The sequence below is a fragment of the Rhodococcus sp. MH15 genome (genome assembly GCF_019266045.1).
Taxonomy (GTDB): Bacteria; Actinomycetota; Actinomycetes; order Mycobacteriales; family Mycobacteriaceae; genus Rhodococcus_F; species Rhodococcus_F qingshengii.
The window spans coordinates 181,959-208,567 of sequence record NZ_LPNP01000068.1 but is presented as its reverse complement, the minus strand read 5'-3'; the positions used below and the strand labels follow the sequence as shown (position 1 = coordinate 208,567).

Genomic DNA, 26,609 nt, shown 5'->3' with positions numbered 1-26,609 from the left:
TTCGTCTGGTAGCGCAATTTCCGGCGACTGGGGCACGGACGAACCGCTCAGATACCTCGTCCGGGATTGAGAACCTTCTTCGGATCGAATGCGGCCTTGACTGCAAGCATCATTTCGCGTTCGGTCTGGCCGACCATGTCCGCCATGTACGGCGCTTTGAGAACCCCGATACCGTGTTCACCGCTGATCGTTCCGCCCAACGCCAGTGCGCCGGCAACGATGTCGTCGAAAGCTCCGCGCGCACGATCCTGCGCACCCGATTCGGCAGCGTCGAACACGATGGTCGGGTGGAGATTGCCGTCGGCGGCGTGACCGAAGGTTCCGATCGTGACGCCGTGGCGATCGGCCGCTTCACGAATGCATTCCAACATGGACGGCAACGCCGGCACCGGCACCGCGACGTCGTCGAGAAGTACCGTGCCCAACGCCTCGAGAGCCGGCAAGGCCATGCGGCGCGCGGCGGTGAACTCTTCACCTTCCACCGGATCGTCGGTGTGGAAAACCTCTCGGGCCCCGGCGCTTTCGCACGCCGCGGCGCAGTCCGCTGCCTCGGCGGCCGCCGACCTACCGTCGCACTGGATGAGCAGCATCGCCCCGGCCGATTCGTCCAGCCCCATCTTGGTCAGCCGATTGACGGCGCCGATGGTGACGTCGTCCATCAACTCCATCTGACACGGTTCGGCCACCGCCGACACGGCGAGGACGGCGTCGATCGCGGACTCCGCGGAATCGAAGAACGCAACGACGGTGGTCGCGGCAGTGGGCGCCGTACGCAACCGCATCGTGGCTTCGACGATGACCGCGAGAGTGCCCTCCGACCCGACGAGCAGATGTGTCAGGTCCAGCCCCGCAACGTTTTTGCGCGTTCGTGCACCGGTACGGATCACACGCCCATCCGCCAGTACCGCTGTCAGGGCCGCGACGTGATCACCGGTGACGCCGTACTTGGCGCAACAGATGCCGCCTGCATTTGTCGCCAGGTTGCCGCCGATACTCGAGATGGACCGGCTTCCCGGATCCGGTACGTACCAAAGACCCTGCTGTGCAGCAGCTTCCGCCAGGTCACCGTTGATCACTCCGGGCTCCACCGTGGCGGTGCGCGCGGCAGGATCGATCTCGAGAATTCGATCCATGCCCGCGACGCTCAAGACGATGCATCCGTCAAGTGCGTTGGCGGCGCCGGCCAACCCGGTACCTGCCCCTCGTGTCACCACCGGAACGGCGAGTTCGTGGGCCACCGCCATGACCGCAACGACGTCGTCGACCGTCTTCGCCTTGACCAGCGCGGCGGGCCTTCCGGCTGCGGTGAGCAGTGATTGATCCCGGACGTACGCACCCATTCGGTCGGGATCGGTTGTCGCCCTGTCCCCCACCGCTTTCTGCAGACGCTCGCCCAACAGATCGATACTCGTGGTCATTTTGTTCGTCCTTCGTAGAATCCGCGCACATGGCGCTCGACCAAAACGGCGGCCTCGTCAGCTGCGCCGCGCTCGATCGCGTCGGCGATACCCTCGTGCTCTGCCAGCAGTGCGCCGAGCGTGGCCGCCGAGTTCTCGCGCGAGTCGAGTTCACTCAGCAGGTAGCCGGCGATGCTGTCGCGGAGAACCGTCATGACCAACCCGAACGCCTTGTTCCCGCCGGCTCCGGCCAGCGCAACGTGAAAGTCGACATCGGCGTCGTGGAATGCGACCGAGTCGTCGGCAAGGGTTGCGACGCGCATCCGCTCGATCGCATCCCGGGCGCCGTTCGGCACCGCGACGACAGTGCGCAGCGCAGCAGCTTCGAGCAGCACTCGCAATTCGACAAGATCGCCCAATGGAACTGCACCCACCTGCAACGCCGTGCTGAGAGCTGTGGCCGCGGAATCGGCCGTATGCTCGTGCGTCACCCGAGGCCTGGCAGTAGAAGTGGTGTCCGCGCCGGTCAACAATCCCTGCGCTTGCAGGACCCGAAGGGCCTCACGGACCGTCGATCGACCCACCGAGAACGTCTGTGCAAGTTCCTGTTCGGTGGGCAATGCCTCACCGACCGGGAGTGAACCGTCGAGAATGGCAGCGCGGATTCGTCCCGACACGGCAAGGCTGAGCGGCATGCGCGACAACGGAGTCGTATCCATGCCGCGACGCTACCACCCCTTGCCTGCTTGTCTGACAAACTGTTTAATTGAGGAGATTCGTGACCCGGACCACAACAGAGAAGGTGCCGACCATGACCGACAAGCTCGAATTGGATCCCGCGACCACCGCCGTCGTGCTCATCGAGTACCAGAACGACTTCACCACCGAGGGCGGTGTTCTTCACGAGGCCGTCGCACCAGTCATGGAATCGAACGGACTCCTCGCGAACACCGCCGCGCTGGTCGATGCGGCCCGTGCGGCGGGTGTCACCGTGATGCACGCACCGATCACCTTCGCCGAGGGGTACAACGAAATCACCTCGCATCCGTACGGAATCCTCAAGGGCGTCGTCGACGGAAAGGCCTTCGTGAAGGGTTCCTGGGGAGCTGCGATCGTCGACGACCTCACTCCGAAAGACGGCGACATCGTCATCGAGGGCAAGCGTGGACTCGACACTTTTGCCAGCACCAACCTCGATTTCATTCTGCGTAGCAAAGGAATTCGCACGATACTTCTCGGCGGTTTCCTGACCAACTGCTGCGTCGAATCGACCATGCGCACCGGATACGAGAACGGCTACCGGGTCATCACACTCACCGATTGTGTAGCCGGAACTTCGGTCGCCGAACACGAGAACGCGATCACCTACGACTACCCGATGTTCTCGCACCCCGTCACGTCGAAAGAGGTGCTCGGCGCGCTCTCCTGAGAGGACTACCTGGAATGCGCGAGAAGGAATTCACGGCTGACGTTGGTGACACTGGCGTGAACCTTCTCGTGCAGCAGGTCGTGACCGGCGTCCTCGAACTCGCGCATCTCGACGTTGCGCAGCGTCCGCGCCCAGTCCCGGACGGGATCGACCGGGGCGATCCGGTCGTCGGTACCGTGAACGACCAGGACTGGGATGCCCGCGTCGGAGAGTTCCGCCCACCCGTGTTGCTCGACCGCACTGCGCGGAATGCCGCACAGCACTGCGGAGGCAAAATCGTGATCGCGATGAGCCAGCATCGTCAGCGCCGTCACCGCACCCAAGGAATGGCCCATCACCGCCTGCGGGACTTCGGGCAGTTCCGCCAAAGCGATGTCAGCGAGCGCGGCTGCATCGGCAGCAAGATCGGAGAGCGGAGCCCCGACTCCCGGATCACCCTCTGACAAACCGTGCCCGGTGTGATCGATCGCCCACACGTCGATCCCCGACGCCGTCATTGCGCCCGCAAAGCGGTGATACTGGCCGCTGTGCTGGCCGAGACCGTGCAGAAAGACCAGTGACACCGTGGGCACCGCACCCCCTGCCGCCGGCCAATGCCGAAAGTGCACCTGACCGGTTCGTCCGTCGAAGAAAGGCATGATCGTCATTCTGCACGCCGCTACCGATATCCGCGGCTCGTGAGCGATTACTGGTGGGTTGCCTTGTCGGTGAGCGATGGCACAATCGCCCTGTGTTCCTACTCGATGATCAGATCGTCTACAGCGCCAGCGACCTCTCGGCTGCGGCCTCGTGCGAGTTCGCACTGCTGCGGCAACTCGACGCCCGAACCGGTCTGATCGCGGCCGAGGCCGCCGAGGCGGATCCGATGCTCGAACGGACGTCGAGCCTCGGCGACTCGCACGAGCGCGAACAGCTTCAGAAGTTCATCGATCAGCACGGAGACGGCGTCGTCGTCATGCCGCGACCGGAACACTCACGCGCAGGCCTGACCGCTGCCACGTTGGCCACCGTCGAGGCAGCACGATCGGGCGCGCCGGTCATTTATCAGGGAACCTTTTTCGACGGCCGATTCCTCGGGTTCTGCGATTTCCTCGTCCGCGAAGGCGACACCTACGCGGTCTACGACAGCAAGCTCTCCCGGCACGCCAAGGTGTCGGCACTTCTACAACTCGCCGCATACGCGGATGCGTTGGAGCGCAATGCAATTGCCGCATCCGATCAAGTTCATCTACTGCTAGGCGACGGCAGCACGTCGTCGCACGACATCGGAGACATCGCGCCGGTATTCGCGGCACGTAGAGCTGAACTCGAACGAGTCCTCGACGAGCACCGCGCCGAGGGGAAACCGACACAGTGGCTCGACGATCGGTACCTGCGTTGTGGTCGATGCGACACCTGCAGCGTCGAGGTCGAAAGCCATCGAGACCTGCTGCTGGTTGCGGGTGTCCGCGGCAATCAGCGTGAACAGCTGATCGTCTCGGGGATCACGACAATTGACGAACTCGCCGCGAGCACCGGCCCAGTCGAGGGAATCCGCCGGGAAACACTCGACAAGCTCCGTGCACAGGCAGCGGTTCAACTACGCCAGGAACTGTCCGGCGACGCCGAATTCGAGGTCTACGAACCCTCGGCGCTCGGCGGACTCCCCATCCCCGACGACGGCGACATCTTCTTCGACTTCGAGGGCGATCCGCTCTGGGCCGAGGACGGGTCCACCGATTGGGGGTTGGAGTATCTGTTCGGTGTGGTCGAAGGGCCTGCGGACGACTACGTGTTCAAGCCGTTCTGGGCACACGATCGCGAGGGTGAGCGCCAGGCGCTCCTCGACTTCCTCGATTACGTCACCGCGCGTCGAGAAGCTCATCCAGGCATGCACATCTACCACTACGCCGCGTACGAGAAATCGGCGCTGTTGCGCTTGGCCGCACGTCACGGTGTCGGCGAGCAGACCGTGGACACCCTGCTCAGCGAGAACGTGCTCGTCGACCTGTACCCGATCGTCCGCGCGTGCCTGCGGATCGGACAACGCTCGTACAGCATCAAGAAACTCGAGCCGCTCTACATGGGTGAGCACGGCCGTGACGGTGACGTGACCAACGCCGCCGCCTCGGTCGTCGCCTATGCCGACTACTGCGAATTGCGCGACGGCGGACAAGCCGACCAGGCCCGGGAACTTCTTCAGGGCATCTCCGACTACAACGAGTACGACTGCGAATCCACTCTCCGCCTGCGCGATTGGCTCGCCGAGCGCGCCGCAGAACATGGTGTCGAACTTCGAGAGCCGACCGGACAGATCAAGATTCCACTCGAAGAACTCACCGAATCGGAAATCGCACTCCGCGACTTCGCCGGCCACAAGGCCGGTTCGACACGCACCCCCGATCAGCAGGCTGCTGCTCTATTGGCCGCAGCAGTCGGTTACCACAATCGCGAGCGGAAGCCGTACTGGTGGGCCCACTTCGACCGATTGGTCACACCGATCGAAGACCTCGTGGACATCCGCGACGTCATGGTGGTCGAGCAGTCCGAAATCGAAACGGACTGGCACAAGAGCACCGCGCGGCAGAAGAAGTTTCGTCGCCACATCCAGTTGACCGGAAGTTTCGGCACCGGAACGTCTTTGAGCCCGGGCAGTGATCTTTTCGCGCTCTACGCAACCCCCTCCCCCGATGCCGTTGCAAGCGAGAACCCCACCCAACGCGGCACCAGCAGCGTCAAGGTCACCGCCGTGGTCAAGTCCGAAGGGCTCGACGTGGTCACCGTGGAAGAACTGCTCGACGGTGACGAATACCTCGATACCCCAGTCGCATTGGCACCTGGTCGTCCGATTCCCACGGGACGTATGGAGAAGTCGATCGCCGCTGCCGCATCCGACGCCAGCGAGAGCCTGCCCGAACTGCCACACATCGCGGCAGTCGACATTCTCAGGCGCAGCACCCCGAGAACCCTCTCGGGTTCACCGCTGCCACCTGTCGGCACCGACAACAACTACGCCGACGCCATCACTGCCGCACTTCTCGACCTCGATGATTCCTACGTGGCAGTACAGGGTCCCCCTGGTACGGGCAAGACCTACACGGGCGCTCGTGTCGTCAAGACACTGATCGAACAACATCAGTGGCGAATCGGCGTGGTGGCACAATCACATTCGGTGGTCGAGAACATGCTCGGCGGCATTCTGAAAGCCGGCGTGGACCCTGCACTGGTCGCGAAGAAGGGCAGCCGGAGCAAGACCGCAGAATGGCAGGACATCGCATCCGAAGAATATGCGGGATTCATCGCCGAGGCCGAAGGCGTCGGCTGTGTCATCGGCGGCACTGCGTGGGACTTCTCGAACACCGATCGTGTTCCAGCGGGCAGCTTGGACTTGCTCGTCGTGGACGAAGCAGGCCAATTCGCGCTGGCGAACACCATTGCCGTCGCGATTTCCGCGCGAAACCTGTTGCTGCTGGGCGATCCGCAGCAGTTGCCGCAGGTGAGCCAAGGTACTCACCCCGAACCTGTCGACGAATCGGCGCTCGGTTGGCTCGCCGAGGGACACGGCGCACTGCCACCCGAACTCGGCTACTTCCTCGAGAAAACGTGGCGGATGCACCCGGATCTGTGTGCGCCCGTGTCCGCACTGTCGTACGAGGGCAAGCTCCATTCTCAGGAAACCGTGAGTGCGGCAAGGAAACTCGACGGACTCGCTGCCGGAGTGCACACAGTGTTCGTCGATCACCGCGGCAATTCCACGTACTCCCCGGAAGAGTCCCAGGAAATCGTTCGCCAGATCCAGGGCCTTCTCGGTACGCCATGGACCGATCCGAGCGAGTTCGAGGGAACCCGGCCCCTGGAGCAGTCGGACATCCTCGTGGTCGCGGCATACAACGCCCAGGTCGGTACCGTCGAGCGCGATCTCACCGAAGCCGGTCTCACGGAGGTCGAGGTCGGGACCGTCGACAAGTTCCAGGGCCGCGAGGCCGCGGTGGCAATCGTGTCGATGGCCGCATCTGCCGTCGAGGACGTCCCGCGAGGAATGTCGTTCCTCCTGTCGCGGAACCGCCTCAATGTTGCTGTCTCCCGCGGCAAGTGGTGCGCGATCATCGTCCGATCACACGCGTTGACGCAGTACATGCCGAGCACGCCCGCAGGATTGGTGGAGCTGGGCGCGTTCATGAGGTTGACGAGCTAGCCAAATATTTTCACACCCAAAGCCTGTCCTACCCGAAACACTGCCCTTCGCCGCGGTAGGTGGGAACCGAGGTTCGGGTGCCGTCGGCTTCGACCACATACACGCGGTCGAAGCGCTCGCACAGCTCGCCGGCCTTGGCGTGACGGAACCATACGCGGTCGCCGATCGCGATGTTTCCGGCTTCCTTCCCGGTGACCGGCGTCTGGACTTCGCCGGCACCTTCGTTGCGGAGCAGTTTGAGACCAGCGGGCCAGACCGGTGACGGAACGCGGGTGGCTCCGGCAGGTCCCGACGCGATGTATCCGCCGCCGAACAGGGTCGTGACGGACGGCGTCGGCTTGCGCACGGCCGACAGTGCGAAGAACAGCGCCGGATCGGGACGGAAGGCGCGGTAGCGGTCGAACAGGGTCGGTACGTACAGTCCGGAGCCTGCTGTTACCTCGGTCACCACAGGATCGGCCGAACTGACCTCCAGCGACCCCGTACCGCCGCTGTTGACGATCTCGAGTGCACCCACGGCATCGGTGACGGCCGCGACCACAGCGCCCCTTCTGGACGCCAATTCGCGGGCAGAGGCCTTCTTGACCCAACCGATCGGAGCGCTGGTGTCCGGGAGGCCGGCGATCTGGGCTTCGTAGAACATCACTCCGACGACGGAGAATCCGCGCTGACGAGCACGCGCCGCGAGTGCGGCGACCGCGGCAGGTTCGCGCAGCGGCGAGCGTCGTACGCCCAGATGGATCGGGCCGATCCGCAGTGACGCGTCGACGTCGAGACACACGCGGACAGGCGCATCCCCCGTCGACGCCGAACGAATGAGGTCCAACTGCGCATCGTCGTCGACCATCAAGGTGATCGATGCGAGAGCGGTGTCGTCGGCAGCGAGATCCGCGATGGCGCCACGATCGGCGGTCGGGTACCCCATCAGGATGTCCCGTGCGCCGAGCCCGACCAGCCACAGAGCCTCGCGCAGTGAGTACGCCATGATTCCGCGGAATCCGCCGGACGCGGTCAGTGTGTCGCCGAGAGTTTCAGCCAGAACCGTCCGACAACGAACCGATTTGCTCGCCACTCGCACCGGGGTTCCACCGGCGCGGCGCACCAGGTCGGCTGCATTACTGCGCAGTGTGGTCAGATCCAGAGCAGCCAGAGGCGGGTCGAGTTCTCGCGTGGCAGCAGTGAGTCGATCAAGGGTCCTGGTCACAGATGATCCAATCGTCGCGGCGTGCGACCAGTCAATCACCAATCCTGGACGTATGTCCAGGATGGCGGTTCTACTGAGGCGCGACCACGGCTTTGTTGGCGATTACCTGAACCATTTCTCCGAACTCGGCAATAGTCGCGTCGGAGTCACGATCGACCAGCCATCGCAGAACAAGGCCGTCGATCATCGCAAGACTCAGTCGCGCAATCGAACTCAACGGCTCCGTCCACACCGTGCCCGATATCTTGGCGCACTCTTCGAGAAACGACACCGCGAGCTCATCCATGATTCGGTACTGCTCAAATGCAACCGCCCCAGCACGTTCGGCTCCGAGATTGCGACTACGCAGTGCCTGCGCAGTAATTTCGTAGGTCAACAACTGGCGATCCGGGGTTGCCTCGATGGTCGGCCACATTCCGGTCAGGCCGATGTGCAGCAATTCCCTGAGCCCCTGCACGCCACTGAGATCCGGCGCATGGCGGACCTGCGCGAACGCATACTGCATCGACGCACTGAGCTGCAGAATGAGCGTTTCACCCATTGCCGCGATCAGCGCTTCCTTGCTCTCGAAGCAGTAATGAACGACGCCGAGCGATACCCCGGCCTCCTCTGCCACCGCCCTTACCGTCACAGAACTGACACCGCGCTGTTCCGCAATAGACAAGGCGGACTCGACCAATTGTGTGCGGCGTTCGTCCGCCGGGAGCCTGTTCAGCATCCAATGATCGTAGAACGCAAATGACAAAATCTTCGCGCAATACTTGCCTGGACGACCGTCCAAGTACATTATTGCGTAATGGCTTCGGACACTTGGCAGAACTGGGCGGGCACTCAAAGCGCCGCGCCGCGTCGCTTTGCGACGCCGACAAATACCCGTGAACTTTCGTCGTTGGTCGCCGAGGCCGCCTCGCGTGGCCAACGTGTGAAGGCCGTCGGCGCCGGCCACTCGTTCACCGGTGTCGCGGTCACTGACGGTGTCCTCGTCAGCCTGGACAACTTGAGCGGAATCGACTCGATCACACCGACCGACGACGGTGCGCTGGTCACTGTTTTTGCAGGCACTCGCCTTCATGCTCTCAACGACGCCTTGTGGCAACGCGGATATGCGATGGCAAATCTCGGTGACATAGACGTCCAGTCACTGGCCGGCGCGACGTCCACCGGCACGCACGGCACCGGCGCACGATTCGGCGGTATCGCCACACAGATTCGCGGAATCGAGATCGTTCTCGCCGACGGATCCGTCGTTACCGCAAGCGCCGACGAAAACGTCGAGCTGTTCGAAGCGGGCCGCCTCGGATTGGGCGCAATCGGCATCATTTCGAAGATCACTCTCGCCTGCGTTCCGCGATTCACACTTCGCGCAATCGAGGAACCCGACACGCTGTCTCACATACTGGACACCCTCGAGGGCGATCGCCTGGGCCTGGATCACTTCGAGTTCTACTGGTTCCCGCACACCGATCGTGTCCTGACGAAGAGCAATACGCGACTCCCCGGAGATACCGAACCCGATCCGGTGGGCAAGGTCCGCGCGTTCGTCGACGACGAACTCCTCTCGAACACACTCTTCGAAGGCGTCAACCGCGTTGCCACCCTGGCGCCGGCCGCGATCCCGAGAATCAACAACGTGTCGTCTCGATTGCTCGGCGCCCGGGAGTTCACCGATCGCAGCTACCGAGTATTCGCGTCTTCGCGCCGGGTGAAGTTCAAGGAGATGGAATACGCGATCCCCCGCGAACACGTCACCGAGACACTCCACGAAATCGACCGCTGGATGAAGAAGTCCGGAACCAACGTCGCATTCCCCGTCGAAGTACGTTTTGCTGCCGCCGACGACCTCTGGCTCTCCACTGCTCACGGACGCGACACCGCATACATCGCGGTACACCAGTACCACCGCCGACCCGAAACCGAATACTTCGCCGCGGTGGAAGCCATCGCGCGCGCCGTCGACGGCCGGCCGCATTGGGGAAAAATGCACAACCGGACCGTCGACGACCTGCGTCCGACGTACGACCGACTCGACGACTTTGTCGCCGTTCGAGACAAGTACGACGCGAATCGTGTGTTCGACAACGAATACTTGCGTCAGGTGCTGGGCGACTGACGGTCAGCGCCGCAGCAGTTCCGCTTTTCGCGCATCGCTCGCAAACGAGGCTTTGATCGAGTTCCGGGCGAGGGTGTCTCGCTCGGCCTCGGTCAGACCCAGGGCTCGGCCCAGTTCGGTGAAATTGTCGTCGACGTATCCCCCGAAGTAGGCCGGGTCGTCGGAGTTGACCGTGACGATCAAACCCATCTCGAGCATCGATCGAAGCGGATGATCCGACAGCGAATCGAACACCCGCAGACGAACGTTCGACAACGGGCAGACCGTCAGTGGAATCTCCTCGTCGACCAGACGCTCGATCAGGGCAGGATCCTCGAGTGCCCGGACTCCGTGGTCGATCCGCTCGGCGCCGAGAATGTCGAGCGCCTGCCAGATGTACTCGGGCGGTCCCTCTTCACCGGCGTGAGCCACAACGTGCAAACCCTCGGCACGCGCGCGGGCGAACACGTCCTCGAACAGTGACGGCGGGTTGCCGACCTCCGCGGAGTCGAGTCCGAGCCCGACGATCGGAGCCTGCAGGCGAATTATCTCGGAGAAGATCTCCTCGGCGTCCTTGACGGGCTGATCTCGGAGGATGGCGGCGATTGCCGCGCTGCTGAGCCCGAACTCGCGCTCACTCGATGCCACCGCATCCATGATCCCGTCCAGGACCTCGGTCAGCGGAACACCACGGACCACGTGCGCCTGTGGATTGAAGAAGAACTCGGCATGCGCGACGCCGGCGGCAGCCGCGCGGCGGAAGTACGCTCGCGTCAGGTCGGCAAAATCCTCCGCGGTGCGCAGGACGGCCATGTTGGCGAAGTAGAGATCGAGGAACGACTGCAGATCGGTGAACTCGTACCTCGACTTCAGATCGTCGATGTCCTTGTACGGCAAGTCCATTCGATTGCGCTCGGCAAGTCGGTAAATCTGTTCGGGTTCCAGAGAACCCTCGATGTGCATGTGCAGCTCTGCGACAGGTGTAGCCATGTCGGTGTTACCGCCCCTTCCAGACCGGGGCGCGCTTCTCGGCGAACGCCGTCGCGCCCTCGCGTGCATCTTCGGACGCGAACACCGGCGCCATGACCTGCAACTGCTTCGCGAAAGCTTCGTCGTCGGACCAACCGCCGGCCTTGACGATGATCTCCTTGGTGACCGCAACCGCGAGCGGTCCGTTGCGGGTGATGCGATCAGCCAGCTCCAGCGCGCCTTCGAGCGCCTTACCCGGCTCGGTCAACGTGTTCACGAAGCCGTAGCGGTAGGCCTCCTCGGCTGTGAAACTGTCACCGGTCAGGGCCAGTTCCAATGCCTTCTGGTACGGAATCCGCTTGGGCAGGCGCAACAATCCGCCTCCACCTGCGACCAGCCCTCGCTTGACCTCCGGGATACCGAACTTCGCTTCGGACGACGCGACCACCAGGTCGGTGGCAAGCACGAGTTCCGTGCCGCCTGCCAACGCGAAGCCCTCGACCGCCGAAATGATCGGCTTACGCGGCGGCCCTTCCGTGAATCCGAGACCGCGTCCCGGCACGAGTACGTTCTCGCCGGCCACGAATGCCTTCAGATCCATACCGGCACAGAAGTTTCCGCCGGCTCCTGTCAGCACCGCCAAGGACAGATCGTCGTCCGCATCGAGCTCTTCGACCGCAGCGGCCAATGCGTGACTGACCGCCGAGTTGATGGCGTTACGCGCCTCGGGCCGGTTGATGGTGATGATCAGTGTCCGCCCGCGCCGCTCGGTGAGAACCTCGTCCGCCATGATGTCCCTCTCGTTTGTCGACCACGCTCGCGTGACTACGCGACGTTGCGTTCGACAATACGGACGAAGCCATCGGGGTCGATCTGCGCGGTGTCGTGAGTGCAGAACCACCCCTGGGTGAACCTCGTCGAGGTCGCTTGCGGCGAGTTCCAATACCGACGCGTGACACTCGGTCCACGGCACAGCAACTCACCGAAACCACCTGGAGCATCCGGGCCGTACAACGCCACTTCCATTCCACCGAAAGCGATTCCGACGCTTCCGAGGTGGGTGGGTGCCGACTCGGTTGGCAGAATGAGACCAGCCCCACAGGTCTCGGTTTTGCCCCACCCGATCACATGCCGAGCGGCCGGGAACAGAGTCAGCAGCTTGGATTCCTGTTCGGCCGTGATCGGCGACCCGCTGCAATCGATCCACTGAACCGACCTCGAACCGGCACGCGCCGCCGGCCCAAGGGTGAGCAACCGTGGCTCGAGCAGGTCCTCGGGCCGCCCGGTCACGATGTCGACGGTATGCACACTCTCACGCCAGAAGTCGCCGGCGAGGACCACCGTTCCACCGACCACCAACGTCGCGAGCACGTGCACGAATTGCCGTACCGACTTGAAGTCATTGTCCACCAACAGATTGCGCACACCTTCGACGCCGTAATCGCGCGAGTGCAGAATGCCGACGATGGCGGAGAGCACGTTCTCGTTGCTCAACTCGACGCCCAGCATTTCACCCGAAGAATCGGCGGTGTACGCGAGGATCGCCATCTCCTCCGGGGCGGCACCGTCGTCGATGAACGGAACACCGTGTGGGAGTTCCCCGTCGAGCACCAACACCGAGCCACTGTCCGCGATGACGAAGTCCGCCGCGTCGTCGCTCAGATGAACACCCACGGAGACCGGAACACCGCCGGCGAGAATGACGCCGAGGCACGCCTCCATCCACCTCACCCCGGCGGCGACGCGAATGGCCACACGGTCACCGATCTCGACGCCTCGCGACTTCAGCCCGCCTGCGACCCGCGACGCCTCGGCCCACAACTCCGCGAAGGTGACCTGCTCGCCGTCGACCTCCTCCACCGCGATGCGTGAGGAGAATCGATGAACGGCGATATCGAGGAGTTCGGACAGCGACGGGTCGAGTTGGCTGTACCGAAGCACCCCGTCACCCGCACGGGTGACACGGGCGTCGGCGAGGAGCTGAGTCGAACACGGGTATTCCACAAGCGTCGACCGCATCGATACCTCCACGTCACTGACAACCCACCGGCCATTCGACTATATGACGTGGATCACAGTTCGTGGAGGTCTCTGGCGATAATCGTCGCAAACTTACTTTCCGGAGTAGACCGCTTTGCCCGGTCCGACCTCGAGGAAACTGCGGACAGCGCCGCGTAGGTCATCGGTGGCGAACAGCGCACCGGACACCCCGGGAGTCACCGAATCCGCGTGGGCGATCCCGCCGGAACGCCAGGCCGCCACGATCTGCTTGGTGGCGTCGTGGGCTCGCGTGGGCCCGTCCGCCAACCGGGCCGCCAGGGCACGCGCCGCAGCATCGACATCGTCGTGAACTGCATTGACGACGCCCCACGAGTGCAGGGTTGCGGCGTCGTAGAGATCGCCGGTCATGACCAACTCCCGAGCCCGTCCGGAACCGGCGCGCTCGGCCAAACGCTGCGGTCCACCCATGGACGGCGTCAGACCGACCACTGTCTCGACCAGTCCGAACTTCGCCTTCGGCGCCGCGAGGATGATGTCGCAGGCCAAGGAGATCTCGAAGGCAGCAGTCAGCGTCAGCCCGTGCGCCGCGTAGATGACCGGGCACGGCAACGCCTCGAGCGGATGGCAGATCTGGGCGAACAGTTCGCGCCACAATTCCGCTCCCTGCTCCGGGTTCAGTCCGTCGAACACATGGACGTCGACGCCGGCCGAGTTGACCTTGCCCTCGGCGCGCAGAAGCACAGCGCGCGGTGGGTTTTCGGTCAGCGCTGCAACATCGGCGATGACGGCGTCGAACATGGCCTGATCGAACAGATTGAGTGGTCCGTGCGCGAACGTCAGGACAGCCACCTCGGCACCACCATCGGTGGTGAAGCGCTCGAGACGGGTGGGATGCGATTCGGGAGCAGTCATGCCGCCACACTGCCACATCGAACCGGCCTACGATCGTCGGGTGGACGGTCTGAGAAATGCACTCGCGGACGTTGTGGGACACCGGTTCGTCGTCGACGACGCCGACGTGTTGGCGACCCGTTCCACCGACCAGACAGGGCGCTACAGCGGGCGCGCCAGCGCTCTGGTCCGACCCGGAAATACCGCCGAAGTCTCGGCAGTGCTGAACGTGTGCCGCTCGCGCGGCGTACCGGTCACCGTTCAGGGCGGGCGAACCGGTCTGGTCGCCGGGACGGTGCCCGAGCACGACGACGTCCTGCTCTCCACCGAACGCCTCGAGGCGATCGGCGAAGTCGATGTTGCCGCCGGTCGGATCGCCGTCGGTGCGGGAGCGACACTCGCGCAGGTACATTCGGCGGCCGCCGCCGCCGGTTTGAAGTTCGGTGTCGACATAGCCTCGCGGGACACTGCGACGATCGGCGGCATGGTCTCCACCAATGCCGGTGGCCTGCACACGGTTCGATACGGGAACATGGCCGAACAGGTGCTCGGACTCGAGGTGGTACTCCCCGACGGAACTCCTGTGCGCCGGTCACCGAAAGTGTTGTCCGACAATTCCGGATACAACCTGCCCGCACTGTGGGTGGGCAGCGAGGGAACTCTTGGGGTGGTCACGGCAGTCGATCTGAAACTACGACGGGTACCGACTCACCGGGTCACGACGCTGACCGGTTTCGACCGACTGCAAGACGTCGTGGACGCGGGGCGCACGTTGCGCACTCTCGACGGCGTCGACGCATTGGAGTTGGTGGACGGCCGTGGACTCGAATTGGCCGCACGCCATTTGAACGCCGCGGTGCCGACGGGGCGACCGTGGTACCTGCTCGCCGAGGTGTCCGCGGCCCACGATCCGCTGGAAGACCTGGCCGAGCTGCTCGAACGCATCGACCCACCGCAGACCCCGGCAGTGGCGGTCGACGATCCCGGCTCGACGCGTTTGTGGGCGGCGCGGGAGTGTTTCGCCGAAGTGGTCGGACTGTTCGGTCCCCCACTGAAATTCGACGCGGCGCTGCCGCTGGACTCGCTTGCCACCTTCGCCGAGGACGCCGCGGCGGTGATCGCGAGTCGTGCCCCCGAGGCAATTCCGATCCTCTTCGGACATGTCGCCGAGGGAAACATCCACCTCAACGTCCTGAACTGCCCGAACGCCGACACCGTGTACCGCAGCGTCCTCGAACTGGTTCGCGATCACGGCGGAAACGTCAGTTCCGAGCACGGGGTGGGCTCGCTCAAACGCAACTATCTGAACCTGGCCCTCTCTGCGGAGGACATAGCCACGATGTGGGCGATCAAGCGAGCCCTGGACCCGAGCGACTATCTCAATCGTGCAGTGATGTTTCCCGACGCGCTTCGGCACTGACGGCCATCGCGTCGTCGTGTGCGTCGCCGCGCAGAGGCCGAGCGAAGCACACCGAAGCGACGAAGCCGATGAGCAGCACGCCTGCGGGCAGCCAGATCGACTCCGACATCGCCGTGCTGAACGGTTCACGGACGAACTCGGGTAGGTGACCCACTCCGGCTTCGGAACTGCCGCCGGTCAGACCCTGTGCCGCCAATCGTGCGGTGATCAGTGCTCCGATCGCGGCACTGCCGAGAACCGCACCCACCTGCCGGGTGGTGTTGTAGACGCCCGCCCCGGCGCCGGCCTGCATCGGAGGCAGGTTGTGTGTGGCGGTGGCCGCGAGCGGCGACCAGATGCATGCGTTGGCGAAGCCGATCAGGCCGATCGGCAGGAGCAGTTCCCAGATCGCGACGTCGGGAGACATAACCAATGCCAGCCAGCCCAGGGCGATCGCGAACAGCAGGAAGCCGGTGCCCGCGATGTAGCGCGGATGCGTCTTGTCGACGAGCTTGCCGATGATCGGCGCAAAAATGCCGGTCAGCACGGCCATCGGAACGAGGAGGAGCGCCGACTGCGTCGGGGAGAGTCCGCGAACTGCCTGGGTGTAGAACATCAGCGGAAGGACCATCGACGTGATCGCGAAGCCCATCGCGGTGATCGCGACGTTGGCGAGCGAGAAGTTGCGGTCCTTGAAGAGTTCGAGTGGGAGCAAGGGCTCGTTCTTGTTGCGCGACTGGTAGAACACGAACACCGCGAGCAACACCACACCGGCGCCGATCAGGCTCCAGACGAATCCGTTCCAGTCGTACGAACTGCCTTCCTGGATTCCGAACACGAGCAGGAACATGCCTGCGGCGCTGAGAATCACGCCGGGGATGTCGAACTTGTGCTCGCTGGTCGGCAACGACGGAACAAGCTTCCACGCGAGGAGGAAGGCGATGACACCGACCGGGACGTTGACGATGAAGATCCATTCCCAGCCGAGATTGTCGACCAACACACCACCGGCAAGCGGACCGACCAGCGTCGCAACACCGGCAACCGCGCCCCACAGGCCCATTGCGGCGCCACGCTTGTTCGGCGCGAACGTGCGTGTGATGACGGCCATCGTCTGAGGCGTCATCATTGCGGCGCCCAGACCCTGGAAAGCCCTTGCCACGATGAGCATCTCGACGCTGCCGGACAGACCACACCACAGTGAAGCGCCGGTGAACAGTACGAGGCCGATCATGTACAGGTTCTTCGGTCCGAACCTGTCACCGAGCCGGCCGGTGACGAGCAGCGGCACCGCGTACGCCAGCAGGTACGCGCTGGTGACCCAGACGACCTTGTTGATGTCGGTGCCGAGGTCCTCCATGATCGCAGGGTTGGCGACAGCGACGATGGTGCTGTCCACCAGAATCATGAAGAACCCGATACACAGCGCCCACAGCGCGTGCCAGGGATTGACCTGCTTTTCCATCTTCAGTCCTTAGGTAGTGCGGACGAGCCTGCGGAGCCGGCCAGCCGGTCGAGAAGTTCTTGTGAGAGCCAGGGCATTTCGCCGCTCTCGATGTCTGTCACCAACGCGCCGATCCACTCTCTTTCGGCGACGGTCAGTGCGTGGGCGTAGTCCGCGCCCACCGTGAAGATTCGTGGTTTTTCCGCCGCCTTCAGCGCTTCGTAGTCGGCCTCGAATTTCGCGATCGTCTTGTCGAGGTGCGCGAGACGAATTCGAAGCATCTGACACGCGGTGGACGCGGAGAGGTTGTGCATTTCAGCGAGCGCGAGCGGCAACCGCGGATACTCCCGCACCGGAACCGCCAACATCTCACGTAGTTGATGCTCGAGGGCCTCACGGCCCCGGGCGGTGATCTCGTACGTCGTCCGTTCGGGCCGGTTGCCCTCACGATCGGTCCCGATCGAAGCCAGAAGTTCCTGCTTCTCCAACCGGGAAACCGTGTGATAGAGCGATCCCGGCTTGATCTTCACCAACTGATCGCCCCGGCGAACCGAGGCCAGTTGATACATCTCGTACGGATGCATCGAACGCTCGGACAGCAGGCCCAGAACGGTGATTCCCAGAGGCGTCAGAGACACGTCACCCATGAGTCCCCCTCCCTGACAAGCCGCAATTGACTATTTCTTGACTATTCCACCTGAAATAGTCCACATGGAATATACGACCTCTGTCCATCTCGATCAACCCGTTCGAATCGGACTAGCCTGTAGCGAGTGGACGAACATCACCTCGACATCATCCGACTCGCTTGGGCACGTGAACTGGGCCTCGGCGACTCGGCACTTCGGCCGGCACACACGGCCCGCGTCGTCGGCGACGACATCCACGTTCTCGATCTGGCAGGCTCAGGTGCAATCGTCGGGCCGCAGTGGTTCATCGAGCGCACCGAGGACATCTCCGTCGACGCCCTGCTGCAACCGGCGCGTCTGCTCGAGATCGCCGGCGATCACGGCGGCCGAATCACCGGCCCCGTCGATCTCGCTTTCCTCGGCGACTACACGGACGCGCCACCCGACGAGCAACTACTGATTTCCCACGACATCGACGACGCCCTCGCCGTCGCTGCGCTGTGCCCACCCGACGACAGCACCACAGCCGACCTCCGGAACCGGACGCGGTGGTTCACCGCCCTCACCGATTCCACCGAGGTGCTCGGATGCGCGGCGTACTCCGAATTTCAGGGATTCGTGGCAGATCTCACGACCCTGACTGCTCCAGCGCATCGCCGTCACGGAATCGGCTGCGCAGTAACGCTTCTCGCTGCGGAGGACGCTCTCGATTCCGGATTGATCCCGCAGCTACGCACAAGTCGCGGCAGTGCGATCGGAGCGACGCTTCCACGTAAAGCCAAATTCGACGTTCTGGGGGCATACGCTCGGGTACACGTGCACCTGCCCAGTTGACACTCGAACGAGAGGGACCGCAGATGAGTACGGAAGACGGCGCGAGCGAACCGACATTCGTCGAAGAGGGTCGTGAATTCAAACGCGACACCAACTACATCCCGACCCGGATCACCGAGGACGGCCGCGACGGGTACCCCGTCGAACCCGGGCGATACCGGTTGATCGTGGCACGTGCCTGCCCGTGGGCAAACCGCGCCATCATCGTCCGCCGCCTACTCGGCCTCGAAGACGTACTGTCGATGGGCATCTGCGGTCCGGTTCACGACAAGCGAAGCTGGACTTTCGATCTCGACCCGGGCGGCGTCGATCCCGTACTGAAGATCCCGCGACTGCAGGACGCATACTTCGCCCGAGATCCCCACTACCCCAGGGGAATCACGGTGCCCGCCATGGTGGAGATCGCCACGGGCAAGGTGATCACGAACGACTACCCACAGATCACCCTCGACTTCTCGACGCAATGGAAGAAGTACCACCGCGAAGGCGCACCGGATCTGTACCCGGAGCCCTTGCGAAACGAAATCGACGAAGTGGCCGAGTACGTTTTTCGCGACGTCAACAACGGCGTCTACCGCTGCGGTTTCGCCGGTTCACAGCAGGCGTACGACGAGGCATACGACACGCTGTTCGCTCGCCTCGACTGGCTCACCGAACGTCTTGCCCGGCAACGTTTCCTGGTGGGCGACACCATCACCGAAGCCGATGTGCGCCTGTTCACCACGCTGGCGCGGTTCGATCCCGTCTATCACGGCCACTTCAAGTGCAACAGAAGCAAACTCAGCGAGATGCCGGTGCTGTGGGACTACGCGCGCGATCTGTTCCAAACCCCCGGATTCGGTGACACCATCGACTTCACACAGATCAAAGCGCACTACTACATCGTGCATTCCGAGATCAATCCCTCCGGAATCGTGCCCAAGGGACCGGAATTGACACACTGGCTCGAACCGCACGGACGCGAACAGTTGGGTGGCCGACCGTTCGGGGACGGCACACCACCTCATCCGCCCATCCCGTCGGAAGTGGTTCCGGCAGAGCACTGGGCCACCAGGTAGGTCGCGGGGGGCTACTCCCCTGCGTACGTGCCGAAACTCCAGTACACACCTTCGGGATCACGGCAGGTGAACCCCCGCGAACCGTAGTCCTCGTCGCGCAATCCCTGCGTGATCGTGGCGCCCGCGGCGACAGCGCGTTCGTGGAGTGCATCGGCGGCGTCCGCGTCGTCCACGACGATGTACACCGATCCGATTCCAGGCGGCAGGCCGGCGATCGCCGAATCGGTGCGCGGCGAACCCAACATGATGCCGCCACCGCCCGGCCAGTCGAGTTGGGCGTGGTCCACCACGTCTCCCTCTCCGTAGACGGCCTTCTCCACGAAACCGAAGGTGCTCACCAGAAAGTGGATTGCCGCACGGGCGTCGAGGTAGCGCAGCGTCGGCCAGATGGTCGTCGAACGAGATTCCGAAGTGGCGGTCATAACACTCGAACTCCTGCCTGGGAAAACTCACGAAGAAAACCGAGTCTCGTACGAGCCTATGGCCCCGGTGATCACCGCCGCCAGCGAAAACTTCACCTATTCTCGAGATACGGTCCACCTCGCTTCAGAGGAGGACAACTGTGGAGGGGCAGCAATGAGCAAGTCGACGAACAACGACAGCGGGCGTATCGAGAAGGTCCTCGTTTCCGTTCTCGACAACGGAAGCCGCCTGCAAGCGCCCGCAGTGGCCAAATACGTCAACCATGTCCGTAAGGCCCACCCCGACGAGTCACCTGCTCAGATCGTCGAGCGGATGGAGAAGATGTTCATTCTCGCCGTGACCGGAAGCGGCAGTGCCGTCGGCGCCACCGCCGCGGTGCCGGGCGTCGGAACGGTCGCGTCGATCGCTGCCGTCGGTGCGGAATCGGCTTTCTTCCTCGAGGCGTCAGCGCTGCTGACGTTGGCAATTGCGTCAGTGCATGGAATCTCCGTACAGGATCACCAGCAACGACGTGCCCTGGTCCTGGCAGTCGCCCTCGGCGAATCCGGTATGGAGATCGTGCAGAAGGCCACCGGAATCACAGCCAAGAACTGGGGAACGGCAATCACGAGCAAGATTCCCGGACCCACGATGAGGGGAATGAACAGCACCCTCGTGCGGAAATTCGTGACCAAGTACGCCGCCAAGCGCAGCGCACTGATCCTCGGCAAGCTCGTTCCCGCCGGAATCGGTGCGGTCATCGGCGGTGCGGGCAACCGTGCAATCGGCAAGGGCGTCGTCAAGAATGCGCGCGAAGCCTTCGGACCGGCACCGGCCAGGTGGACCGACCACCTGATCGTGATGCCTGCCGACGATGCCGCAGTGCTTCCCCAGACGGAGACACGCCGGGCCATCCGCAGATAGCCGTCCGGGCCGTAGGCTCGCATCACGTATTCGCCGCCGACCCGGGAGCAGCATTGACGAACACCGCAATGGGATCCTTCTCTGCCCCCATCGAGATTCGTGGGTTGACGAAGACGTTCAAGGCGGCGCGCGCGGTCAACGACCTGAGCTTCGACGTTCAGGCGGGCTCGATCACCGGGTTTCTCGGCCCGAACGGTTCGGGCAAGACGACCACGTTGCGGATGCTCCTCGGACTGGTGTCACCGACGTCGGGATCGGCCACGATCAACGGCACCCCGATGCGTTTGCTGCCCAACCCGGCCCGGACCGTCGGCGCAGTACTCGACGTCGGCAGTCTCCATCCGAAACGAACGGCGCTCGGACACCTCGAGATCTACGCGGCCGCTATCGGCATGCCGACTCAGCGCGCGGCGCAGGTGCTGGACATGGTCGGTCTGAGATCGGTCGGAGTCCACAAGACCGGCACCTTCTCGCTCGGGATGCGCCAACGCCTGATCCTTGCCACCGCGATGCTCGGTGATCCCGAGATCCTCGTGCTCGACGAACCCGCGAACGGTCTCGACCCCGAGGGCATGGCGTGGCTTCGTCAGTTCCTGCAGACCTTCGCCGGTTCCGGCCGAACGGTTCTGATCTCGAGTCACGCGCTTCGTGAAGTGGCAGCGACCGTCCACAGCGTGGTCATCGTCAGCGCCGGCTCACTCGTCTACCAAGGGACCATGGACGAACTTCGCCGCTCGCAGGGCAGTCGACTGCTCGTCTCGTGTTCCAACCCAGCGCTCCTCGCCACGGCATTGGCCGCTCGCGGAATCATCGACGCCCAGATCACGCAGGACGGACGGCTCGCCGTGGGCGGCACCGACACGTCGGTGCTCCCACCGGTGGCATCCGCCGCCGGTGTCACGATCTTCGGCGTCGCAACCGAAGGCGCAGATCTCGAGCAACTGTTCCTCGCGATGACAACACCGCAGTACGCGGTTCCCCAGGTCGGATACCACCGCCCACCCGGTCCCGGTTCCGGACCGGGCTATTACGGCCCTGCCGCATACGGACCTTCCGGAGGACACCGATGACCACGCTCGTGCGCGCGGAGACACTCAAAGTTCTCACCCTGCGCTACTGGTGGGCACTGGCCATCGCACCGGTCGTCGTGGCCGTGCTGATTGCTGCCTCGACTCGGACGTTCGTCGAAGTCGTGGCCGATTCGGCTGACACCACCTTCGACGTCGATGTCGTGTCCACCGGCGTCAGCCTCGGTGTCTCCAACACGCTTGTCCTGGTGTTCGCGGCTGTCTTCGGAGCACTCACCGCCGGATCCGAATTCGGCTACAAAACTCTCACCACGACGTTCCTCACAGCTCGCGGCCGTGACGGAGTTCTCGGCGCAAAACTTGCCGTCGTCGCGGTATTCGCCGTCGGCTACGCGTTGGCGGTCGAAGTAGTCAGCATCGGCGCGATGTTGCTCTTCGGCCGGGACTTCAGCTTCACCACCGATCTCTTCGCCATCTGCGCCGCAGGCATTCTGGCGTGCGCTCTGTGGGCACTGCTCGGCGCCGGGGTGGCACTGCTCACCGGTTCGTCGATGGCCGGTGCCCTCTCGATCATCCTGTGGTTCGTCTTCGGTGAATGGATCGTCCGCGCAGTGCTGCTCGCGATGGATCTCGGTGGGATCGGGGCCGCGCTTCCGGTGTCGGCCACGATCGGCACGATAGTCAATGCGGCCCCGTCGATCGACGTCGACGCGTTTGCGTCCTGGCCGAGCGGCCCGATGATGCTGGCAGCTTGGGTGGTTCTGTTCTGCGGGCTCGGTTGGCTGCGGACCAGGACCCGCGACATCACCTGAAAAGGCTGTCTGGGGCCGGGTCTACCGTGGATCTCGATGAACACGATCAACACGGACAGTCCGGTAGCTGGAGAGGTCGATCGAGCTCCGGGCTGGATCCGCCGCTTGGCGCACGCATGCTGGTTGCACCGAAGAGTTGCCATCGGCGCGCTTCTGGTGACCGTCATCGCTTCGGCGATCGACATCTCGTTTCCTCTTCTGACCCGCTATGCGCTCGACGCCGCAAGCCAGGAGAACCCAGGCAAGGTGATCGGGTTCGTCGCGCTGGCGATCGCGCTGCTCGCGGTCGTCCGCTTCGCGTGCCAGTACGGCCGACGGATGCTTGCCGGCCGACTCTCGCTCGATGTTCAACACGACTTGCGGCTCGCCTTGCTCGGCTCGCTGCAACGCCTCGACGGACGCGGGCAGGATCAGATCCGCACAGGCCAGGTGGTATCCCGGTCCATCACCGATTTACAACTCGTCCAGGGTTTGCTCGCGATGGTGCCGATGTCCGCGGGTGCGCTCCTGCAATTCGTGCTCGCGATCGGCATCATGGCGTGGCTCTCGCCGCTGTTGACTCTCGTCGCTGTCGCCGTCATCCCCGCAGTAGGGCTGGTGGTGTTCCTGATGCGACCGATGCTCTTCGCCGCAACATGGTCCGCGCAGCAGCGGGCCGCCGACCTCGCCCAACATGTCGAGGAAACCGTCACGGGCGTGCGCGTCGTCAAGGGATTCGGGCAGGAACAACGAGCCGTCGACCAACTCGAAAAGCACAGCCGCACGCTGTATTCGGAGCGTCTTCGCGCCGCGTGGTTGAACGCGAAATTCGCGCCGACCATGGCCGCCTTGCCCCAGCTGGGGCAGGTGGGAGTGATCGCCCTCGGCGGGTATCTCGCACTGCACGACAAGATCACCGTGGGAACGTTTCTCGCGTTCGCCACCTACATCGTGACGATGACCGGCGTCACCCGAACTCTGTCGTCGGTCATCGTCATGGCGCAGCTTGCGCGCGCCGCTGTCGAGCGTGTCTACGACGTCATCAACGCTCAGCCGGACATCGCCGATCCTGACCATCCGGTGGACCTGCCCGACGGTCCGCTCGGCGTCACTTTCGAAGACGTCGCATTCGGATTCGACACCGAACGCGACGTCCTGACCGGGCTGAACCTCCGCATAGAACCGGGCGAGACCGTCGCCGTCGTGGGGCCGGCCGCGTCGGGCAAGACCGCGTTGTCCTTGCTTCTCCCCCGGTTCTACGCCCCGACTTCGGGTGTAGTGACCGTCGATACCGCGGGCGAGACGTTCCCCATCGGCGAACTGCGCACAGAACAGCTTCGTGCCGCCGTCAGCCTGGTCTTCGACGAACCTTTCCTGTTCTCGGACACCATCGCCGCCAACATCGCACTGGGGCGCGAGGACGCCTCCGACGAGGACATCCGCGCCGCAGCTGCATTGGCACAGGCAGACACCTTCATCGAGGCACTCCCGGACGGATACGACACCGTTGTCGGTGAACGAGGTCTGACGCTGTCGGGCGGCCAGCGTCAGCGCATCGCGCTTGCCCGAGCCCTCCTCGTCGACCCGCGGATTTTGGTCCTCGACGACGCCACCTCCGCGGTCGATGCGGCAACCGAGGCTGCGATCTTCGACGCGTTCCGGGCCAGACGACGGCAAACCACGCTGATCCTCGCGCACCGGCGATCCACCTTGACGCTGGCAGATCGCGTCGCGGTTCTCGACGGCGGACGGATCATCGACTCCGGAACCGTGGACGAGCTGGAAGCGCGATGTCCGCTCTTTCGCGCCCTGTTCTCCTCGCCGCCGGAACTATCCGCCGAAATCGACGAGGCCGGCCCTGATGCTTTCGGACATCAACGCCGCGAGCCCACAGCCGAGCAGCTGTGGCCGCAGGCTCCGGAATCCGAAGCCGACAGCACTACCGCTTCGGCGCAGAGTGCCGGCGGACCGATGGCCGGAGCGCTCAGCGGAATCGCGGTGACTCCGTCTCTGCGGGCAGCAGTCGACGCTCTCCCACCCGCACGCGAAGACCCCGGAATTGCTCCTGAGAGCCTGCGCGAATCGAATCCACAGTTCTCACTCCGACAGATCTTGAGGCCGGTCCGCTGGGTTCTACTGGCGGTTGCCGTGTGCCTTGCCCTGGACTCCGCCGCGGCGATCGCATTTCCCTCCCTCGTCAGATATGCGATCGACCACGGAGTCGTGACCGCAGACAGCACCACACTCTGGATCGCGACGGCGTTCGGCGCGCTCCTGGTCGCCGCAGACTGGGTCATCGTGGCGGTCATGACGGTGCTCACGGCCCGAGCCGGTGAACGCGTGCTGTTCGGGCTCCGCGTCCGCAGCTATGCACACTTGCAGCGCCTGGGTCTGGACTACTACGAACGGGAATTGTCCGGCCGCATCATGACGCGTATGACCACCGACGTCGACGCGCTCTCGTCGTTCATCCAAACCGGTATGTCGACGGCGATCGTGAGCGTCCTGACCGTCGGCGGAATTTCGATCGCCCTCCTGGCGACCGACGTGACGCTCGGCCTGGTGGCGCTGGCCGTCATCCCACCGCTCGTGGTCGCGACCGTGGTCTTCCGCAAGATCTCCTCGGTTGCCTACAGCCAGTCCCGCGAACGGATCTCGCTCGTCAATGCCGACTTCCAGGAGAACATCGCCGGTCTGCGAGCGGCTCAGGCCTACCGCCGCGAAGAAGGTGCTGCGCGTAGGTTCGCAGAACGCTCCGAGAGCTACCGCCGATCGCGGATGCGCTCGCAGCGAGCCATTTCGATCTACTTCCCTTTCATTTCGTTCCTGTCCGACCTCGCGTTGGCCGCGGTCGTGTTCGTCGGTGCGCACCAGATCGCCAACGGATCGACTTCGCCCGGCGTACTGATCGCTTTCGTGCTCTACCTCGGTCTGCTGTTCGGACCGATTCAGCAACTCTCACAAGTGTTCGATGGTTACCAACAGGCAAACGTCGGATTGCAACGAATCGGCGACCTGCTGCGCACTCGCAGTTCGATCGAGACTGCCGACAGCGAGGATTTGATCGCGATCTCCGGACGACTCGACGGCGCCGTCCATCTCGACGGGGTCGGGTTCCGGTACTCGGGTGCGGACGTCGACGCCCTCTCCGATTTCGATCTGCAAATCCCGCCGGGCACGACCGTCGCTCTGGTCGGCCGAACCGGTGCCGGGAAGTCGACGGTCGTGAAGTTGCTCGCCCGCTTCTACGACCCGACGTCCGGATCGGTCGACGTGGACGGAACCGACATCCGGAACTTCCACCTCTCGCAGTACCGACGTCGCCTCGGCGTGGTCCCACAAGAAGCCCATCTGTTCACCGGCACGGTCGCCGACAACATCGCGTACGGCAGGCCGTCGGCGTCGCACGCGGAGATCGAGGAAGCGGCACGTTCCGTCGGCGCACTGAATTCGATAGCCGACATGCGTGGAGGCATGAATCATCCCGTCGGCGAGCGCGGCCAGGGGCTCTCGGCGGGCCAACGCCAACTGATCGCATTGGCCCGTGCCGAACTCGTCGACCCGGACCTTCTGCTCCTCGACGAGGCGACCGCGACGCTCGATCCCGCGACCGAACGAATGGTGCTCGAAGCAAGTCGGTCGGTCACCCGGAAACGGACTTCCGTCGTCGTAGCTCACCGCCTCGCGACAGCTGCCCGAGCGGACCTCGTTGTCGTAGTTGACCGGGGACGTATCGTTGAATACGGCCCGCACGATGTTCTGCGGTATGCCGGTGGTCACTACTCGGGACTCTGGGATGCATCGCAGGCGCGTGAGGGGAATAATCTGACGTCGAGAACTGTCATCGAAGGCAACCCCGTCGCGTGACAGTCGGCACGGATTTGTACCGCCGAGAGGTAGTGCGCGATCGCAAGATCACGGACTTCCGTGAGACAGCTCACAAATT

General features: G+C 63.8%; 22 protein-coding genes. 10 read left to right on the top strand and 12 right to left on the bottom strand.

Annotation, left to right across the window (positions count from 1 at the left end; genetic code table 11):
- Positions 1 to 47: 47 nt before the first annotated feature.
- Positions 48 to 1,418 carry an FAD-binding oxidoreductase gene (locus ATN37_RS18145; RefSeq protein WP_064075774.1) on the bottom strand — a complete coding sequence of 457 codons (1,371 nt, stop codon included), beginning with the start codon at positions 1,416 to 1,418 and terminating at the stop codon, positions 48 to 50.
- Positions 1,415 to 2,116, bottom strand: a complete 702-nt coding sequence (locus tag ATN37_RS18140; RefSeq protein ID WP_063316852.1) for a FadR/GntR family transcriptional regulator — start codon at positions 2,114 to 2,116, stop codon at positions 1,415 to 1,417. Before ATN37_RS18140 ends, ATN37_RS18145 begins: the two co-directional genes overlap by 4 nt.
- Positions 2,117 to 2,208: 92 nt before the next feature.
- Here ATN37_RS18140 and ATN37_RS18135 point away from each other — a divergent pair, with 92 nt between their 5' ends.
- The gene (locus ATN37_RS18135) at positions 2,209 to 2,826 is read left to right on the top strand and encodes a cysteine hydrolase family protein (protein WP_030536921.1); all 618 of its coding nucleotides are present in this window, start codon (positions 2,209 to 2,211) and stop codon (positions 2,824 to 2,826) included.
- A 5-nt stretch (positions 2,827 to 2,831) separates the two neighbouring features.
- Here the strand turns inward: ATN37_RS18135 and ATN37_RS18130 are convergent, their stop codons facing one another.
- The gene (locus tag ATN37_RS18130; protein ID WP_003945142.1) at positions 2,832 to 3,473 is read right to left on the bottom strand and encodes an alpha/beta hydrolase; all 642 of its coding nucleotides are present in this window, start codon (positions 3,471 to 3,473) and stop codon (positions 2,832 to 2,834) included.
- An 83-nt stretch (positions 3,474 to 3,556) separates the two neighbouring features.
- On the opposite strand from ATN37_RS18130, the gene ATN37_RS18125 reads away from it, so the two are divergent.
- Positions 3,557 to 7,000 carry a bifunctional RecB family nuclease/DEAD/DEAH box helicase gene (locus tag ATN37_RS18125; protein ID WP_064075773.1) on the top strand — a complete coding sequence of 1,148 codons (3,444 nt, stop codon included), beginning with the start codon at positions 3,557 to 3,559 and terminating at the stop codon, positions 6,998 to 7,000.
- Positions 7,001 to 7,028: 28 nt separating this feature from the next.
- Here the strand turns inward: ATN37_RS18125 and ATN37_RS18120 are convergent, their stop codons facing one another.
- On the bottom strand, positions 7,029 to 8,204 hold the full coding sequence (locus tag ATN37_RS18120) for an amino acid deaminase/aldolase (RefSeq protein ID WP_003945107.1): 1,176 nt from the start codon (positions 8,202 to 8,204) through the stop codon (positions 7,029 to 7,031).
- 70 nt (positions 8,205 to 8,274) lie between these two features.
- Entirely contained in the window at positions 8,275 to 8,922 is a 648-nt protein-coding gene (locus ATN37_RS18115) for a TetR/AcrR family transcriptional regulator (protein WP_020908434.1), read from the bottom strand.
- Between the two features lie 78 nt (positions 8,923 to 9,000).
- Between ATN37_RS18115 and ATN37_RS18110 the strand changes: the two genes are divergently transcribed.
- A complete protein-coding gene (locus ATN37_RS18110) occupies positions 9,001 to 10,314 on the top strand; it encodes a D-arabinono-1,4-lactone oxidase (protein WP_042450351.1) in 1,314 nt (437 codons plus the stop codon).
- Positions 10,315 to 10,317: 3 nt separating this feature from the next.
- Here the strand turns inward: ATN37_RS18110 and ATN37_RS18105 are convergent, their stop codons facing one another.
- The 4 genes from ATN37_RS18105 to ATN37_RS18090 all read right to left on the bottom strand — a co-directional run bounded on the left by ATN37_RS18105 (position 10,318) and on the right by ATN37_RS18090 (position 14,175).
- Complete coding sequence (locus tag ATN37_RS18105; protein WP_019749316.1) at positions 10,318 to 11,283, bottom strand: adenosine deaminase; 966 nt, start codon at positions 11,281 to 11,283, stop codon at positions 10,318 to 10,320.
- Positions 11,284 to 11,290: 7 nt separating this feature from the next.
- Positions 11,291 to 12,052, bottom strand: coding sequence for a crotonase/enoyl-CoA hydratase family protein (locus tag ATN37_RS18100; protein WP_003945127.1), 762 nt, complete (start codon positions 12,050 to 12,052; stop codon positions 11,291 to 11,293).
- Positions 12,053 to 12,087: 35 nt separating this feature from the next.
- Positions 12,088 to 13,281, bottom strand: coding sequence for a class I adenylate-forming enzyme family protein (locus ATN37_RS18095; RefSeq protein ID WP_030536925.1), 1,194 nt, complete (start codon positions 13,279 to 13,281; stop codon positions 12,088 to 12,090).
- A 93-nt stretch (positions 13,282 to 13,374) separates the two neighbouring features.
- Positions 13,375 to 14,175 carry an enoyl-CoA hydratase/isomerase family protein gene (locus ATN37_RS18090; protein WP_007736151.1) on the bottom strand — a complete coding sequence of 267 codons (801 nt, stop codon included), beginning with the start codon at positions 14,173 to 14,175 and terminating at the stop codon, positions 13,375 to 13,377.
- On the opposite strand from ATN37_RS18090, the gene ATN37_RS18085 reads away from it, so the two are divergent.
- Complete coding sequence (locus ATN37_RS18085; protein ID WP_064075772.1) at positions 14,174 to 15,574, top strand: FAD-binding oxidoreductase; 1,401 nt, start codon at positions 14,174 to 14,176, stop codon at positions 15,572 to 15,574. The genes ATN37_RS18090 and ATN37_RS18085 overlap by 2 nt on opposite strands.
- On the opposite strand, the gene ATN37_RS18080 is transcribed toward ATN37_RS18085, so the two are convergent.
- Together ATN37_RS18080 and ATN37_RS18075 are read right to left on the bottom strand one after the other, a co-directional pair.
- On the bottom strand, positions 15,534 to 17,018 hold the full coding sequence (locus tag ATN37_RS18080) for a DHA2 family efflux MFS transporter permease subunit (protein WP_003945132.1): 1,485 nt from the start codon (positions 17,016 to 17,018) through the stop codon (positions 15,534 to 15,536). The two genes, ATN37_RS18085 and ATN37_RS18080, sit on opposite strands and share 41 nt — an antisense overlap.
- Positions 17,019 to 17,020: 2 nt before the next feature.
- Positions 17,021 to 17,644 carry a PadR family transcriptional regulator gene (locus tag ATN37_RS18075; RefSeq protein ID WP_007736146.1) on the bottom strand — a complete coding sequence of 208 codons (624 nt, stop codon included), beginning with the start codon at positions 17,642 to 17,644 and terminating at the stop codon, positions 17,021 to 17,023.
- Positions 17,645 to 17,770: 126 nt separating this feature from the next.
- On the opposite strand from ATN37_RS18075, the gene ATN37_RS18070 reads away from it, so the two are divergent.
- Together ATN37_RS18070 and ATN37_RS18065 are read left to right on the top strand one after the other, a co-directional pair.
- Positions 17,771 to 18,460 (top strand): hypothetical protein, encoded by a 690-nt coding sequence (locus ATN37_RS18070; RefSeq protein WP_064075771.1) that lies wholly within the window; start codon positions 17,771 to 17,773, stop codon positions 18,458 to 18,460.
- A gap of 23 nt (positions 18,461 to 18,483) precedes the next feature.
- Positions 18,484 to 19,518 carry a glutathione S-transferase family protein gene (locus ATN37_RS18065; protein WP_042450363.1) on the top strand — a complete coding sequence of 345 codons (1,035 nt, stop codon included), beginning with the start codon at positions 18,484 to 18,486 and terminating at the stop codon, positions 19,516 to 19,518.
- 11 nt (positions 19,519 to 19,529) lie between these two features.
- Here the strand turns inward: ATN37_RS18065 and ATN37_RS18060 are convergent, their stop codons facing one another.
- Entirely contained in the window at positions 19,530 to 19,940 is a 411-nt protein-coding gene (locus ATN37_RS18060; RefSeq protein ID WP_003945129.1) for a VOC family protein, read from the bottom strand.
- A gap of 154 nt (positions 19,941 to 20,094) precedes the next feature.
- Here ATN37_RS18060 and ATN37_RS18055 point away from each other — a divergent pair, with 154 nt between their 5' ends.
- The 4 genes from ATN37_RS18055 (at position 20,095) to ATN37_RS18040 (ending at position 26,530) form a co-directional block, all read left to right on the top strand.
- A complete protein-coding gene (locus tag ATN37_RS18055; protein WP_003945111.1) occupies positions 20,095 to 20,844 on the top strand; it encodes a hypothetical protein in 750 nt (249 codons plus the stop codon).
- Positions 20,845 to 20,912: 68 nt separating this feature from the next.
- A complete protein-coding gene (locus ATN37_RS18050) occupies positions 20,913 to 21,914 on the top strand; it encodes an ABC transporter ATP-binding protein (RefSeq protein WP_218695474.1) in 1,002 nt (333 codons plus the stop codon).
- Positions 21,911 to 22,684, top strand: a complete 774-nt coding sequence (locus ATN37_RS18045) for an ABC transporter permease (RefSeq protein ID WP_058037435.1) — start codon at positions 21,911 to 21,913, stop codon at positions 22,682 to 22,684. The genes ATN37_RS18050 and ATN37_RS18045 overlap by 4 nt, the downstream gene beginning before the upstream one ends.
- Positions 22,685 to 22,720: 36 nt before the next feature.
- On the top strand, positions 22,721 to 26,530 hold the full coding sequence (locus tag ATN37_RS18040) for an ABC transporter ATP-binding protein (RefSeq protein WP_064075769.1): 3,810 nt from the start codon (positions 22,721 to 22,723) through the stop codon (positions 26,528 to 26,530).
- The last annotated feature ends 79 nt before the right edge of the window (positions 26,531 to 26,609 follow it).